The 13,122-nt window shown below is 73.5% G+C and carries 18 protein-coding genes; 12 read left to right on the top strand and 6 right to left on the bottom strand.

The window, feature by feature from the left end; genetic code table 11:
• The first annotated feature begins 286 nt into the window (after positions 1-286).
• Both ACFYS8_RS35460 and ACFYS8_RS35455 read left to right on the top strand, forming a co-directional pair.
• Positions 287-649 (top strand): DUF6542 domain-containing protein, encoded by a 363-nt coding sequence (locus tag ACFYS8_RS35460; protein WP_387649485.1) that lies wholly within the window; start codon positions 287-289, stop codon positions 647-649.
• Positions 642-2,210, top strand: coding sequence for an LCP family protein (locus tag ACFYS8_RS35455; RefSeq protein WP_387649483.1), 1,569 nt, complete (start codon positions 642-644; stop codon positions 2,208-2,210). Before ACFYS8_RS35460 ends, ACFYS8_RS35455 begins: the two co-directional genes overlap by 8 nt.
• 68 nt (positions 2,211-2,278) lie before the next feature.
• Here ACFYS8_RS35455 and ACFYS8_RS35450 read toward each other — a convergent pair whose 3' ends face one another.
• Complete coding sequence (locus ACFYS8_RS35450) at positions 2,279-3,211, bottom strand: M56 family metallopeptidase (RefSeq protein ID WP_387649481.1); 933 nt, start codon at positions 3,209-3,211, stop codon at positions 2,279-2,281.
• Between the two features lie 3 nt (positions 3,212-3,214).
• On the bottom strand, positions 3,215-3,664 hold the full coding sequence (locus ACFYS8_RS35445; protein WP_387649478.1) for a BlaI/MecI/CopY family transcriptional regulator: 450 nt from the start codon (positions 3,662-3,664) through the stop codon (positions 3,215-3,217).
• A 199-nt stretch (positions 3,665-3,863) separates the two neighbouring features.
• Between ACFYS8_RS35445 and ACFYS8_RS35440 the strand changes: the two genes are divergently transcribed.
• The 8 genes from ACFYS8_RS35440 (at position 3,864) to ACFYS8_RS35405 (ending at position 9,514) form a co-directional block, all read left to right on the top strand.
• Entirely contained in the window at positions 3,864-4,928 is a 1,065-nt protein-coding gene (locus tag ACFYS8_RS35440) for a glycoside hydrolase domain-containing protein (protein WP_387649475.1), read from the top strand.
• A gap of 56 nt (positions 4,929-4,984) precedes the next feature.
• Positions 4,985-5,683 carry a class I SAM-dependent methyltransferase gene (locus tag ACFYS8_RS35435; RefSeq protein ID WP_387649472.1) on the top strand — a complete coding sequence of 233 codons (699 nt, stop codon included), beginning with the start codon at positions 4,985-4,987 and terminating at the stop codon, positions 5,681-5,683.
• A gap of 101 nt (positions 5,684-5,784) precedes the next feature.
• A complete protein-coding gene (locus tag ACFYS8_RS35430) occupies positions 5,785-6,069 on the top strand; it encodes a hypothetical protein (RefSeq protein WP_387649467.1) in 285 nt (94 codons plus the stop codon).
• 149 nt (positions 6,070-6,218) lie between these two features.
• The gene (locus ACFYS8_RS35425; RefSeq protein WP_387649464.1) at positions 6,219-8,003 is read left to right on the top strand and encodes a hypothetical protein; all 1,785 of its coding nucleotides are present in this window, start codon (positions 6,219-6,221) and stop codon (positions 8,001-8,003) included.
• A gap of 102 nt (positions 8,004-8,105) precedes the next feature.
• A complete protein-coding gene (locus ACFYS8_RS35420; RefSeq protein ID WP_387649461.1) occupies positions 8,106-8,399 on the top strand; it encodes a hypothetical protein in 294 nt (97 codons plus the stop codon).
• Positions 8,400-8,569: 170 nt separating this feature from the next.
• A complete protein-coding gene (locus tag ACFYS8_RS35415) occupies positions 8,570-8,731 on the top strand; it encodes a hypothetical protein (protein ID WP_387649458.1) in 162 nt (53 codons plus the stop codon).
• Positions 8,728-9,036, top strand: a complete 309-nt coding sequence (locus tag ACFYS8_RS35410) for a hypothetical protein (protein WP_387649456.1) — start codon at positions 8,728-8,730, stop codon at positions 9,034-9,036. The genes ACFYS8_RS35415 and ACFYS8_RS35410 overlap by 4 nt, the downstream gene beginning before the upstream one ends.
• 64 nt (positions 9,037-9,100) lie before the next feature.
• Complete coding sequence (locus tag ACFYS8_RS35405; protein ID WP_387649454.1) at positions 9,101-9,514, top strand: hypothetical protein; 414 nt, start codon at positions 9,101-9,103, stop codon at positions 9,512-9,514.
• A gap of 28 nt (positions 9,515-9,542) precedes the next feature.
• Here ACFYS8_RS35405 and ACFYS8_RS35400 read toward each other — a convergent pair whose 3' ends face one another.
• A complete protein-coding gene (locus tag ACFYS8_RS35400; RefSeq protein ID WP_387649451.1) occupies positions 9,543-10,097 on the bottom strand; it encodes a hypothetical protein in 555 nt (184 codons plus the stop codon).
• Between the two features lie 63 nt (positions 10,098-10,160).
• The gene (locus tag ACFYS8_RS35395; RefSeq protein ID WP_387649448.1) at positions 10,161-10,382 is read right to left on the bottom strand and encodes a hypothetical protein; all 222 of its coding nucleotides are present in this window, start codon (positions 10,380-10,382) and stop codon (positions 10,161-10,163) included.
• Positions 10,383-10,464: 82 nt separating this feature from the next.
• Between ACFYS8_RS35395 and ACFYS8_RS35390 the strand changes: the two genes are divergently transcribed.
• Positions 10,465-11,388, top strand: a complete 924-nt coding sequence (locus tag ACFYS8_RS35390; protein ID WP_387649447.1) for an AraC family transcriptional regulator — start codon at positions 10,465-10,467, stop codon at positions 11,386-11,388.
• A 7-nt stretch (positions 11,389-11,395) separates the two neighbouring features.
• Here the strand turns inward: ACFYS8_RS35390 and ACFYS8_RS35385 are convergent, their stop codons facing one another.
• On the bottom strand, positions 11,396-11,797 hold the full coding sequence (locus ACFYS8_RS35385) for an NTP pyrophosphohydrolase (RefSeq protein WP_387649444.1): 402 nt from the start codon (positions 11,795-11,797) through the stop codon (positions 11,396-11,398).
• 288 nt (positions 11,798-12,085) lie between these two features.
• Here ACFYS8_RS35385 and ACFYS8_RS35380 point away from each other — a divergent pair, with 288 nt between their 5' ends.
• Entirely contained in the window at positions 12,086-12,763 is a 678-nt protein-coding gene (locus ACFYS8_RS35380) for an MHYT domain-containing protein (RefSeq protein ID WP_387649441.1), read from the top strand.
• 131 nt (positions 12,764-12,894) lie between these two features.
• On the opposite strand, the gene ACFYS8_RS35375 is transcribed toward ACFYS8_RS35380, so the two are convergent.
• Positions 12,895-13,119: a GntR family transcriptional regulator gene (locus tag ACFYS8_RS35375; protein WP_387649438.1), complete on the bottom strand. Its 225-nt coding sequence runs from the start codon at positions 13,117-13,119 to the stop codon at positions 12,895-12,897.
• Between the last annotated feature and the right edge of the window lie 3 nt (positions 13,120-13,122).

Raw genomic sequence — 13,122 nt, 5'->3', positions numbered from 1 at the left:
CAGTGGACAAGGGGTGACCATGACGGGGCGAAGGCCAGCGGGCTCGCGCAGCGGAACGCCGCTGTGGCGGGACGAGAACGGGCAGCGGGCGGCTGCGCCGACCCCCGAACCGAGCGGGCGCCGGGCGAGCGAGCGTCCGGTACCGGGCCAGCGTGCCGCGCGGCGCACCGCGGAGCAGCGGCGCCCGGCCGGCGGACGACCGGCTGGCGGACGACCGGCCGGCGGGCGCGGGGCGGCCCCCCGGCGGGCCGACGGCCGCCGGGAGACGGCCGCCGCGCCGAACCGGATGCCCGCGGTGCTGCCGGCGCTCGGCCTGCCCGTACTCGGGGCGCTCGCCGACGAGATGTTCGGCGACGGCCTCGGCTGGCTGTACGCGACGTGCGCGGTGGTCGGTGCGGCGATGGCCGCGCTGGTCGCGACCCGGCGCGGCTGGTGGTGGATCGTCAGCGGGGCGCCGGTCGTCACGCTCACGGTGGCCTGCGCCGTCGACTACCTGGCGCACGGCGACCACTACCAGGGCGCCGGACTCGCCACCCAGGGCCTGAAGCTGGTCAGCGGCCAGTTCTGGCCGATGATCGCCGCCCTGGTCGCGGCGTTGCTGGCCGCCGCCGTCCGCACCCGCCGCACCCGGAAGGTCCACCATGGCTGAGCAGCGCAGCACCCGGCGGACCGGCACCCGCCTGTCCCGCACCGCCCCGCTGGTGATCGCCGGCCGCACCGTCGCCTGCGGCGTCTCGCTGGCCGTGCTCGCCGTCAGCGGCTTCGCCTGGTACACCGTCAACAACCTGAACGGCGTCACGCGCTCGCACGCGCTCGACGAGGCGAAGAAGAACGCCCCCAAGCACCTCGACAAGTCCATCAACATCCTGCTGATCGGCCTGGACAGCCGGAAGGACATGGACGGCAACGACCTGCCCAAGGAGTTCGTCCAGGACGAACTGCACGCCGGCTCCAGCGAGATCGGCGGCTACAACACCAACTCGCTGATCGTGCTGCACATCCCGCCCAGCGGAAAGGTTCAGGCGGTGTCCATCCCGCGCGACGACTGGGTGCAGACCTACGGCGCCGACGGCAAGATGCACAAGGTCAAGGAGGCGTACGGGTACGCCAAGGACGCCGCCGAGCAGCAGCTGCGCGCCAAGGGCGTCAAGGGCGCCGACCTGGAGCACCAGAGCCGGGAGGCCGGGCGCTCCGCCACCATCCAGACCGTTCAGAAGCTGCTAGACGTCCCGATCGACCACTTCGCCGAGGTCAACCTGCTCGGCTTCTACGACATCGCCAAGGCACTCCAGCCGATCACCGTCTGCCTGAACAAGCCCGTCAACGACCCGATCGTCTCCCGGGTCACCGACAGCAAGGGCAACGTGATCAAGCCCGGCGGCGGCACCGGCCTGCAACTGCCCGCCGGCGAGAGCCAGTTGGACGCCGCCCAGGCGCTGTCCTTCGTCCGCCAGCGGCACAACCTCACCAACGGCGACCTCGACCGCACCCACCGCCAGCAGGCGTTCATCGCCTCCGTCGAATACAAGCTCAAGCAGCAGGGCGTGATGGACGACCTGGGCAAGATGCAGTCGCTGCTCGACGTGGTCAAGAAGGACATCGTGATAGACGACGACTGGCAGATCCTCGACTTCGCCCAGCAAGCCCCCAACCTCACCGGCGGGAACGTCGAGTTCAACACCCTGCCGATCGACAAGTTCGCGAACATCGGCGGCCAGGAGGTCAACCAGGTCGACCCGGTCAAGCTGCGGCGCATCGTCAAGCAGCTGTTCGGCCAGGCCACCGACCCCGCGCCCGCACCCGCCGCCACCAGCGACGCGCCCACCACCGCGCCGCCCGCCGACGCCGCCAACACCACCGTGGACGTCCTCAACGCCTCGTCCGTCACCGGCGCGGCCGGGGACGAGTCCAAGGCGCTGGTCGCGCTCGGCTACCGGGCCGGGAAGGCCGCCACCGCCGACGCCAAGCCCAAGACCACCACCGTCAAGTACGGCGCCGGGTCCAAGGACGCCGCCGAACAGATCGCCGCCCGCTACGGCGTCACCGCCACCGCCGGGACCGGCATCGCCGCCGGCCACGTCCAGGTCACCCTCGGCACCGAGTACACCGCCCCCGGCGGAACGGGCACCCCTGCCGACCCCAGCCCCAGCGCGACGCTCCAGATGCAGGGCCCGCCGGTCAAGGCCGGGGGAGTGCCCTGCGTGGACTGACACCCCACCCGAACAGAAGAACGGCCCCCGCCAAGTGGCGGGGGCCGTTCTCGCAGGTCGACCGCCGTCTACCAGGGCGTGGCGGCCTTCACCAGGAGGAGCAGGGCCACCGCCGCGTTCAGGGCGAAGACCGCCGAGGCGGCCGTTCCCGCCGCCGCGACCATCGCGGCCAGCCCGGCCGGGCTGGCCGGCGGCGGCCAGGACAGGCCGAGCGCCGGGCTCAGCAGCGCCGTCACCCGGCGCGGGACCGGGCCCGGCGCGGCAAAGGCCGCGAACGACGGCGACGGACCGGCGGACCGGGTGACGAGGGCCGCCCGGGCCACCGCGCGGGCCGTCAGCCGGCGGTCACCCACCGATCCCGCCGCCTCCTCGTCCGCCCACCGCTCCGTCGCATAGCTGATCGCCTTCTGCAACGGACGCAGGAACGGATTCACACAACTCGCCAACTGCGCCGCCAGAAGGTAGCGGTGATGCCGGTTCGCCAGGTGCGAGCGCTCGTGCGCCAGCAGCGCCCGCTGCTCGTCCAGGTCCAGCGAATCCATCATCGCCGTCGACACCACCACCCGGCCGGGCACCCCCGGCACCGCGTACGCGTACGGCTCGGCGTCCGGCAGCACCACCAGATCCGAATCCAGCGGCATCGGCGCCAGCGCCCGCTGAGCCCGCGCCCGGATCCGCAGATGACGGCGCAACGAACGCGAACACGCCGTCAACACCGTCACCAGACCGACCACCGCGGCCGTACCCACCTCCTCGTGGAACGGCACCGCCGTACGGATCTCAGGATCCGACCAGTTGTCCGGCAGCGGGTTGCCCGGAATCTGCGCGGTGCCCACCACGAACAGCAACCCCAGCGCCAGCGTGCTGCACACCGCCATCGACACGCCGATCCAGCTCAGCAGCCGCACCGCGTTGCGCGGATGCAGATGATGCTCGGCCAGCCGCGCGATCGGCCACGACGTCAACGGCAGCACCAGCGGAAGGAAGACGAAGAAGCCCATCGATCACCGCCCGCTGCCCGGGCCCGCGCCGTCCTGCGGCGGGTCCGTCGCGTTCAGCAACGAGCGCAGCAGCTGCTCGTCCTCCGGCGTCAGCGCCGTCACGAAACTCGCCAGCACCGCGTCCCGGTCCGGCTCGGTGTCGAGCAGCCGGCGCATCCGCCGGGCCGTCAGCCCCGCCGCGTCCGCCGCCGCCGACCACACGTACGCCCGGCCCACCCGGCTGCGCGACACCGCCTGCTTCGCCAGCAGCCGCGACAGGATCGTCATCACCGTGGTGTACGCCAGCTCGCCGCCCAGCTGCTCCTGCACCCAGGACGCCGTCACCGGCCCCGGCGCGCCGTGCAGCACCGTCAGCACCTCGGTCGCCAGCTCGCCCTGCCCGCGGCGCCGACGGCCGCCCTCCTCGCCGTCACCGGACTCGCCGCTCTCCGGATCGAGGCCCGCCAACTCCATCGGAGACTCCCTCCGCCGCGGCCGCCCCGCGCTCGACATGGACTTCATCACCCCCATCCTAGGGGCCGCCCGTTCCCGCCCGAGGGTTGGGAAAGGATTGGGAAAGCGTTTACCGGCGACCGGTTAGGGTGTGCGCCACCCGTGGTGATCGTTTACCGCCGCGCCCCACCCCCCACCCCGTTCCACCAGGAGAGATCCCGTGTCGCACCGCCGCGCCCGCACCTCACCCCGCCGCCCCCGCGGCCGACGCGCCGTCCTGCTCTCCGCCGCCACTGTCCTGGTCATCGGCAGCGGCGTCGCCGCCCTCGCCGCCACCAGCAAGGACCACCCCGCCCCGCACGCCGCCGAACCCGCCGCGAGCACCCCCACCGGCACCGACACCATGCCCGCGCCCGGCGACAGCGCCTCCGCCTCCCCCTCGGCGTCCGCGTCCGCGTCCGGATCGGCCTCCCCCTCGGCCTCACCGGCGCCCTCCGGATCCGCCGCGGCCTCCGCCAGCGGCTCCGCCCCCGCGCCCACCCGCAACGCCGCACCCGCCGCCAAGCCCGGCACCGCACCCGCCACCTTCACCGGACTCGCCTTCGACACCTGCACCGCCCCCGCCCTCGCCACCATGACCGCCTGGCACGGCACCTCCCCGTACGGCGCCGCCGCCGTCTACATCGGCGGAAAGAACCGCGGCTGCGCCCAGCCCCAGCTCACCGCCGGCTGGGTCAGCTCGGTCAACTCCATCGGCTGGAAGCTCGTCCCGCTGTACGTCGGCGCACAGCCCCCGTGCCAGACCGGCAGCAGCCCCGAGAAGATCACCGCCGACACCGCCACCACACTCGGCACCAGCGACGGCAACGACGCCGTGGCCAAGGCCGCCGCCCTCGGCATGCGGGCCGGCAGCACCCTCTACCTCGACATCGAGGCGTACAACACCGCCGACACCGGCTGCGCCGACGCCGTCCTCGCCTACACCCAGTCCTGGAACCGCGCCGTGCACAACTCCGGCTACTGGGCCGGGTTCTACGGCTTCGCCTCGTCCAGCGCCGCCGGCATCGCGCAGGCCGCCGGCGCCCCCGACCTGCCCGACGCCCTCTGGTACGCCCGCTACGACGGCGCCGCCGACACCACCGGCAGCTTCCCGTTCGCCGCCGGCCTCTACACCGGCCACCGCCGCGCCCACCAGTACCAGGTCAACCAGAAGGAGAGCTACGGCGGCGCCGCCCTCACCGTGGACCGCAACGCCTGGGACGCGCCCGTCGCCGTCGTCGGATGAGCCTGCGGGGACGGTGAGTTGACGGCACGTCCGGCGCCGTGGACTACCGTCCCCGTATGCACAGTGACACCACGGACCCCGGCCTGCGGGCGATGGACAGCACCGCCGGATACGCCGACGCCGCCGAAGCCCTGGTCGAACAGTACGAGAGCGTGAGCTTCGCGGAAGTCCACCGCGAAACGCTCCACCTGTACCCGGCCGGGCCCGCCGCCGTCCTCGACATCGGAGCCGGCAGCGGACGCGACGCCGCCGCCCTCGCCGCCGCCGGCCACCGCGTCACCGCCGTCGAACCCACCGCCCCCATGCGCGAACTCGGCCGGGCCCGGCACGCCCGGCACCCCATCGACTGGGTCGACGACGCCCTCCCGCACCTGCCCGGCCTCACCGCCCGCGCCGACCGCTACGACCTGATCCTGCTCACCGCCGTCTGGATGCACCTCGACGCCGAACAGCGCGCCACCGCCATGGCCACCCTGGCCGGCCTGCTCGCCGACGACGGCCGGATCGTCCTGTCGCTGCGCCACGGCCCCGTCCCGCCCGGCCGCCGGATGTTCCCGGTCGACGCGTCCGAGACCGTCGCCCTCGCCCGCGCGAACGGGCTCGCGCCGCTGCACCTCGCCCGGCGCGAGGACCCGCACGCCAGGGCGGGCGTCAGCTGGACCTACCTCGCGCTGCACGCCGACCGGACGTCAAGTGCCGCCCCCGGGAGGCAGGGTGCGCCGGGCCTGGACGAGGACGGTGTCAGCAGGTCGTAAGGTGGAGACGCCCGGCGCCCGGCGGGTCGGCCGCGCGGCGTCGGCACCCATCACCGGCACGGCCACAACGGCCGAGCACCGAGGGAAGGACGACCTGCGCCATGGCAGCTGACATCCGGGTGGAGTTCCTGGGGGACCGCGAGTACCTGGTCCGGGTCGAGGAGGGGGCGGCCCAGGCCTCCACCCAGATCCGGGTCACCGACACCGTGCTCGAGCGGACCGGACTCCCCGAGGCCGACGAGCGCCGGGTGGTGCATGAGACCGTGGCGTTCCTGATCGAGCGCCAGCCCGTCATCGACATCCCCCCGATGATCGACCTGGACGACCTCGCCGACGCCTACGGCGACAGCTACCTGGAGGAGCTGGAGCGCCGCCTCGGCCGCTGACCGGGAGGAGAGGGCGGCCGGAGCCTTCGGGCCCGGCCGTCCGACTTGGGCGGGTATCCGACGAAGCGTCGGAAAATGGTTCGACAGGGGGCCGGGCGGGCTGGCAGGCTGCGGGCCATGAGCTACCGAATCGAGCCTTCCGTTACCCGGTGAGCGCCACCGACCAGCGCCCGCCGGCCGTCCTTCACGACCACGCCCGGCTGCTGCTGAGCGATGCCCTCCCACCCCGGGGCGGCCACGCCCTGCCCGGCCCCGCGGCCGACAACGACCGGTCGCGGCTCACCAGGGACGAGGCCGAGCACGCCGTCCGCGCCGCCCTCACCCCGCTGCCGGGCGACGCCGGCACCGTGCACCACCGCCTCGCCGAGCTCCGGCTCGCCGCCCGTCACTTGCCCGCCATCATGACGGTCGTCGACCAACTGTTGTTCGACGATGCGGCGGCAGCCCGTGAGCTGGGGCGACAACTGGTGCGCACCGCCACGAGCGTGCCCGCAGCCGCCGTCGGCATCACTCTGCTCGGCCGCCTCGGCGACGCCACGGACGTGTCCGGCGTGCGCGCGCTCGGCACCCTCCGCCCGCTCGGAGGTCCGGCCGTCCGTGCCCTCGACCGGCTCGACCGCCCCACCGCCGCCGCTCTCTCGCTCGCCCTCGACAAGCACCCGGAGGACGTGCAGCCGCTGGTCGACGCGCTCTGGACGGGCGACCGACCCGCCGTCCGCACCGCCCTCCGCGCCCTGCCCGCCACCGTCCCGCTCTCCGCCGGCACCGCCCGCCGGATCACCGAAGCCACCCACCTGCCCGACCTGCTCGACCGTCACCCCGACGACAGCGAACTGCTGGCCGTCGCCGCTCACCTGCTGGTCCGGCTCGCCCACTCGCACGACGACCCCACCGAACTGCTCGCCCACCCCGACGCGCCGCGCCTCTACGAAACCGTCATCGCCCGCGCCGCCGAGCTGCCGCACACCCTCGACACCGCGGCCACCCTGCTCTCCCTCGCCCTCGACCTGTCCAGCGGCACCGCCGTCCTGCTCGACTGGCCCCCCGGCCGGCGCGCCGAACTGCTCACCGCACTCGACGCGTTGACCGCCGCGTCCGCCCACGTCGCGTACCGCCGGGAGCGCGACCGCGTACAGCGGCGGCGCGCCATGTGGATCCGCCGCACCGGCCGCCACCCGTTCGAACACCCCGCCGCCCCCGAGCCGATCCGGATCGAAGTGGTGGCCACCGACCCGGTCGAACGGCTGAGCCTCGAGACCCGGGTGCTCATCGACGGCCGCCCGATCGTCCCCGCCCTGTTCCGGGACGGCCCCGCGCTCACCCCCGCCCTGCTGCTCGACGAGGGCCGGCTGCGCGCCCGACCCGAGCCGCACGAAGTCCAACTCGCCGAAGCCACCTGCACCGGAGGCTGCTGCGGCGAACTCTTCGTCACCATCCGGCGGGACGGCGAACACGTGGTGTGGGAGAACTGGCGCCGCACCATGGGCGGCCGGGCGGCCTTCGACCCGCCCACCCACCGCTTCGACGCCGCCACCTACGACGCGGCGATCGCCCGGGCCGAGGCCGACGCGTCCTGGATGTGGCACGCCCGCGACATCGCCCGGCTGATCAAGGCCGCCCTGATCTCACGGCCTGAGCTGATGCGCCGCTGGGACGCCGAACGCGGCTGGATCGGCACCAGCCCCGACGAGCCCGACACCGTGGAGATCCTGTTCTGGTACGTCCCCGGGCAGGGCAGCGGAAACCCCGACCGGCCCGACCGCCCGCTGGGATTCCGCTGGACCGTCAAGGACGACGGCTCCCCGCCCGAGTCCCAGGCCGCGACCGTCCTGCGGCGGCTGGCGGCGGAGGACCCGAAGCGCTACGCCAAGGTGGTCGCCGGGAGCAAGGGGCGCGCCGAGGAGCTCGGATACGCCTGGCCGTATCCCAATTGACTTTCCGTCAGGGATTCCTGTCCCAGGCATCGGATGAAGTGTCCGGCTCCACCGGGATTGCGGGATTTGCGCAGGTGAGGGCAGGTCCCGCAGGCTCTACACATGAGCACACCCGTGTACCGGGGCCCCGCCCTGCTGCTGGCCGACGGACTGGAGATCCCGGTCCAGGCCGACCTGACCGGAAACGTCCCCGAACTCGGCCTGCCCGGCTGGACCGGCATGCTGGAGAGCGCGGACACCCGGTTCAGCGCGGGCAACGTCCGGTCCGGGCGACTGCGACTGCCCGGCGGCTGGGAAGGCGGCTTCGCGGTGATGCGCCGGCTGCTCGGCGTCTCCACGGTGTGGATCCGGGGCAACGACGTCGAGGCGTCACCGGCGGACTGGCCCACCGCCTGACAGCGCATCGACGGCGTGGCGGCGTGGCGGGGGCGCTCGGGAGGCGCGGGGCGCGCGCGGGCGGCGCACGGCGTGCAAGGCCGGTGCACTGCAAATCCGAGTGGACCAACGGCGAATCGCTGTCGCTCACCGGGGTCGGCACGCTACGGTCTGTGCTCTGGAGGTGGCCGATGACTGAGCAGCAGACCTGCCCGGGCTGCGCCGGGGCTCGCGGCACGGAGAAGACCGAACACTCCGTGGAGACCGACGGACAAGGGTGGCAGCAGCCCGTGCAGCGCACCTTCTGGTCGCCGTGCACGGTGTGCGCGGGCTCGGGGGTGGTGCACCGATGAGGCTGGTCTTCGTCTGCCAGAGCTGCGGCTGCCACTACCTGGTGCCACCCGCCCTGCACTACCCGGACGGCGGCCGGGCCAGCGCCGTCTGGTGCTCCGTCTGCCAGCTCGCCGCGGCCCGCCGCGGCGCCAGCGAACCCACCGAACTCGCCGCCGTTGCCGTCCTGTTGGCCGTCCGCGCCTTCAAGGCCGCACTCGCCGCCCGCCCCACCCGCGACCAGCCCCGCCCCGACCGCCGCCCCACCCGCCCCAGCACAAGCTCCCGCGGCCGCACCCGCCCCACCACCCGCACCCGCCTGGCCTGAACAGGGGCCGGGGAGCGGGAAACCGCTTGGGACGGGCGGAACGTGACGCGTACGCTCTCGGAGCATGTGCTACCACGCGTTCAACGGCGCCTTCCGGCACTACGTGTGCGTCACGTGCCGGCTGGCCTTCAAGGGGAGCACGTGGCCGATCAGGGAACGGGTCTGTCCCGGCTGCCGGGGGCAACTCGTCTTCGCCGGTTACGACTTCGCCGCGTCCCGGCGGCGTGACACGAAAGCCTGGTCCGTCGTGGCGGCCGTGCTCGCGGAGGGGCTGACGTACGACCACCGGCCGGGGTGCGGCTGCTCGCGGCTTCCGTCGTTCCGGCCCCGGACCAGGGCCCAACTGCGGGTCCGGCGGCGCGCGGCCGCGCGGCTCGGGGTGCCGCTCGCGGTGACGCTCGCACGACGCGACGCGTTCACGCCGGAGGCCCGCGACGAACAGCCGCCGGTGGCGGCGGCCGAGCGCGAGATGCCCTGAGCGGGTCGTGCAGCAAGGCAGCGTCGCGTCATGGTCGGCCGCCGAGCCCCAGTTTCCGCACTCCGAACGGCGAGAAGGTCATGTGGGCGGCCCAGCCGTGCACGATGAGCGCGATCTGCGAAGGCACCGGCGTTACCGGGTAGACGACTCTGCCCCGCGACCAATTCGCCAGCAGCCCCTCGGTGGTGTCGACGGCGGTGACCACCATGGTGACCCGGACGCCCTCGTCGCCCCAGGTGTTCCACAGAGCCCAGCCCTCGGTCCTGGCCTCGACGCCGAGGCGGGCGCACGCCTGCTCGTAGGTCTCCGTCATGCCCAGGGGCATCGCCCCGGGGCGCAGCAGGAGGACGCCCGCGACTTTCAGCCCGGGGCGGTCCTCCTCGTCGAGGCAGCCGTCCCCGGGGAAGTGGTAGTGACGACGCGCTCGGGCCAGTGCGTTCACCGCGCGCTGCAGGCGAGTCGCCTCTTCTGCTTCGGGTTCGAAGGACAGCCAGCCTTCGGCCGACGCGGCGTTCGTCACTGCGGCGGCGAGACGCTCGATCTCCCGTAGGTGTTCGAGTTCGGAGAGTTCGGGTCGTGGCACGGTGGTGAGTGTCGCAGCGGCGCACGGCCCTCGCACTCCAATTTCTCCGGACAGGGCAGGAGGTCAGGCCCGGCAGCCGGCAGCCGCCGCCTCGGTGACGAACCGGTCGAGGAGCGCGGTGACGCCGTCGAGCGCGGGCGCCCAGGTCGTCGGGTCGTCGAGGTCGAAGCGGACGTCGCCGCCGGTGCGGGACGCGGTGCGGACGGGCAGGCCGTCGGCGGACAGGCGGCGGGCGATGCGGCGGTCGGTGGTGCCGGTGCCGCCGAGAACCAGGACGTTCTTCATACCCTCAGCCAACCCGGCCGGTGTCGGACGATCCATGGGAGATCGTCGCGAAAACCTTCGCGATCGTCTAACGTGACGTCACATGGACGTCCTGAGCGACCTGCTTCACCGCGCCCGCGTCACCAACGCCCAGGTCCGGCAACTGGTCCGGCGGCCCCCGTGGTCGACGACCTTCGCCGACGCCCCGCCGCTCACCGTCGTCGCCACCCTCGGCGGCCGGGCCACGGTGCGGCTCGACGACGACCCGCAGGCCGCGCACGTCCAGCTGGCCGCCGGAGACATCGCGCTGATCAGCGGCACCGCGCAGTACACCATCGCCGACTCGCCGGAGACGCCGCCGCAGGTCGTCGTCCGCGACGCCGATGCCCCCGCTCGGCATCCGCTCGCGCCGCGCACCCGCGGCGACGGGCTGCCCGGCGCCACCACGCTGCTGCGCGGCGCCTACGAACTCCGTGGCGACGTCGCCGAACGCCTGCTGGGCACCCTCACCCCGCTCGCCGTCGTCCCCGCCGGGCCGCGCACCCGCGCCGTCCTCGATCTGCTGGCCGCCGAGACCGCGCACGAGGCACCCGGCCAGGACGCCGTGCTCGAACGGATGCTGGACCTCGTCCTGGTGCTCGCCCTGCGCGAGTGGTGCGCCCGCCAGGACACCCGAGTGCCGTCCTGGCACCGGGCGCTGGCCGTCCCCGCGATCGGCGACGCGCTGCGCCTGCTGCACGAGAACCCCGCCCGCCGCTGGACGGTGGCCGAACTCGCCGCGAAGGTCGGCCAGTCCCGGGCCACCTTCGCCGCGCACTTCACCGCCGCCGTCGGCGAACCCCCGCTCGGCTACCTCACCGGCTGGCGGATGACCCTCGCCGCCGACCAACTGCGCGACACCGACCGCACCGTGGCCGCCGTCGCCCGCGACGTTGGCTACGAGGACGCGTTCGCCTTCAGCACCGCCTTCAAACGCGCCCGCGGCGCGAGCCCCGCCAACTGGCGCCGCGCCCAGCGCTCCTCCTGACCGCCGGCTACATGTTCGGCCGGCGGACGGTGCGCGGGCCCAGGGGAGTGGCGCCGAGAGCGGTGACCCGCTCGCGCAGGCCCCGGTCGGCGGTGACCACCAGGCAGCGGCGGGACGGCTCCTCGGCGACCAGGTCGACGATCCGGTCGTCACCGCTGCCGGGAGCGGACTCCACCAGCACGCCGGGCACCGACTCCACCCCGCGGGCGGCACCCTCCACCACCAGAACGACCGTCAGCGGCCCCGGCAGCTCCGGCAGCCCGTCGCGGGCGACCATCACCAGTGAGTCGCGGAGCCGCTCCGCCGCCCCGCGCCGATCGCGCCACCAGCCGTCCGGGACCGAGCCGACCACGTTCGCGCCGTCCACGATCAGCAGGGGCGGCGGCTCGGTCTCGTTGTTGTTCTTCACGAGCGTCAAGAGTGCCACGGCGCGGGCAGATGGAGGAGTGGTGCGATCAGGGAAAAGGCGGAGTGAAGGGGCATTTGACTGGTGGTACGGACCTGTAGTTACCAGGGGGTATTGTCTGTGCGGCAATCCCGCACCAGCATTTCGTTTTTTTGATCGGACCCCCCTCTCATGAATCACGGCACCATGGCCCACCTCGATGGTTTTCAGTACGGGTGGGTGAACCCGGTCGTCGCGTATGTCATCGCGTGCGTGGGCGCCGCCATCGGACTGCGGTGCACGGCCCGGGCCATGACGCTGCCACAGAAGAGGCGGGCCGGCTGGCTGGCGCTGGCGGCCGGTGCGTTCGGGTGCGGAATTTGGTCGATGCACTTCATCGCGATGCTCGGATTCATGGTCGACGCCTCGACACTGGTGTACGACATTCCGCTGACGCTGCTGAGCCTGCTGGTCGCGGTGGTCGTGGTCGGCCTCGGCATCGGCTACGTCGGCTACCGGGGCAGCGGCACCGGCACCCTGCTGATCAGCGGCGTGCTGACGGGGTGCGGCGTCGCGGTGATGCACTACCTCGGCATGGCCGCCATGCAGGTCGAGGGCAAGGTCTCCTACGACACCCTGCTGGTCGTCGCCTCGGTCGCGATCGCGATCGCCGCCGCCACCGCCGCGCTGTGGATGACCCTGCACATCAAGGGCCTGACGGCGGCACTCGGCGCGGCGCTGATCGCCGGCATCGCCGTGGTCGCGATGCACTACACCGCGATGGCCGCCGTCACCGTCACCCTGGACGGCCGGGCCGGCGGCGCCGGCGTCCCCGCCTCGCAGTTCGCCCTGCCCGTGGCCGTCGGCATCGTGGTGGTGCTCGCCGTGGCCGGCCTGGCGATCGCCTTCTCCCCGCAGGACCCCGAGCCCGGCACCGTCCCGGCCGCCGAGCCGATCCGGGTCGACCTGTTCGGCCAGGAGCGCCCCTGAGACGTGCCCTACGGGCGGTCGCGACAGGCTCCGCGACTGCAACGGGGTGCCGCCCCCCGCCTCAACGCCCCCCGCCTCAACGCCCCCGCCTCAACGCCGCCCGCTCCGGGCGGCGTTCGGCGTTCACGTGGTCAGGGCCTTCCAGTCACCGTCCACCGGTCGCCCGGCCGGGCCTCGATCAGCCCCTCGGCCGCCAATGCGCGCAGAACGGCCACGACCGTCGGCCGGGCCGCGCCGTACGTCTCGGCGATGTCGCGCACACGCGGCAACTCCGTCATCGTCGGGTCGGCGGCGATCTCCGCCCGAAGCACATCGCCAAGGACGACCAACACCCCGCTTCGAACTTCCTCCGACATGTC

The organism is Kitasatospora sp. NPDC004615 (genome assembly GCF_042873545.1).
Lineage (GTDB): Bacteria > Actinomycetota > Actinomycetes > Streptomycetales > Streptomycetaceae > Kitasatospora.
The sequence above is the reverse complement of the archived record's forward strand: the minus strand, read 5'-3'. Positions and strand labels throughout refer to the sequence as shown.

Bases quoted from the DNA above. Each gene is read 5' to 3' on its own strand.
- ACFYS8_RS35460 (WP_387649485.1), top strand. From the start codon at position 287: ATGCCCGCGGTGCTGCCGGCGCTCGGCCTGCCCGTACTCGGGGCGCTC.
- ACFYS8_RS35455 (WP_387649483.1), top strand. From the start codon at position 642: ATGGCTGAGCAGCGCAGCACCCGGCGGACCGGCACCCGCCTGTCCCGC.
- ACFYS8_RS35450 (WP_387649481.1), bottom strand. From the start codon at position 3,211: ATGGGCTTCTTCGTCTTCCTTCCGCTGGTGCTGCCGTTGACGTCGTGG.
- ACFYS8_RS35445 (WP_387649478.1), bottom strand. From the start codon at position 3,664: ATGGAGTTGGCGGGCCTCGATCCGGAGAGCGGCGAGTCCGGTGACGGC.
- ACFYS8_RS35435 (WP_387649472.1), top strand. From the start codon at position 4,985: ATGCACAGTGACACCACGGACCCCGGCCTGCGGGCGATGGACAGCACC.
- ACFYS8_RS35430 (WP_387649467.1), top strand. From the start codon at position 5,785: ATGGCAGCTGACATCCGGGTGGAGTTCCTGGGGGACCGCGAGTACCTG.
- ACFYS8_RS35420 (WP_387649461.1), top strand. From the start codon at position 8,106: ATGAGCACACCCGTGTACCGGGGCCCCGCCCTGCTGCTGGCCGACGGA.
- ACFYS8_RS35415 (WP_387649458.1), top strand. From the start codon at position 8,570: ATGACTGAGCAGCAGACCTGCCCGGGCTGCGCCGGGGCTCGCGGCACG.
- ACFYS8_RS35410 (WP_387649456.1), top strand. From the start codon at position 8,728: ATGAGGCTGGTCTTCGTCTGCCAGAGCTGCGGCTGCCACTACCTGGTG.
- ACFYS8_RS35405 (WP_387649454.1), top strand. From the start codon at position 9,101: ATGTGCTACCACGCGTTCAACGGCGCCTTCCGGCACTACGTGTGCGTC.
- ACFYS8_RS35395 (WP_387649448.1), bottom strand. From the start codon at position 10,382: ATGAAGAACGTCCTGGTTCTCGGCGGCACCGGCACCACCGACCGCCGC.
- ACFYS8_RS35390 (WP_387649447.1), top strand. From the start codon at position 10,465: ATGGACGTCCTGAGCGACCTGCTTCACCGCGCCCGCGTCACCAACGCC.
- ACFYS8_RS35380 (WP_387649441.1), top strand. From the start codon at position 12,086: ATGACGCTGCCACAGAAGAGGCGGGCCGGCTGGCTGGCGCTGGCGGCC.
- ACFYS8_RS35375 (WP_387649438.1), bottom strand. From the start codon at position 13,119: ATGTCGGAGGAAGTTCGAAGCGGGGTGTTGGTCGTCCTTGGCGATGTG.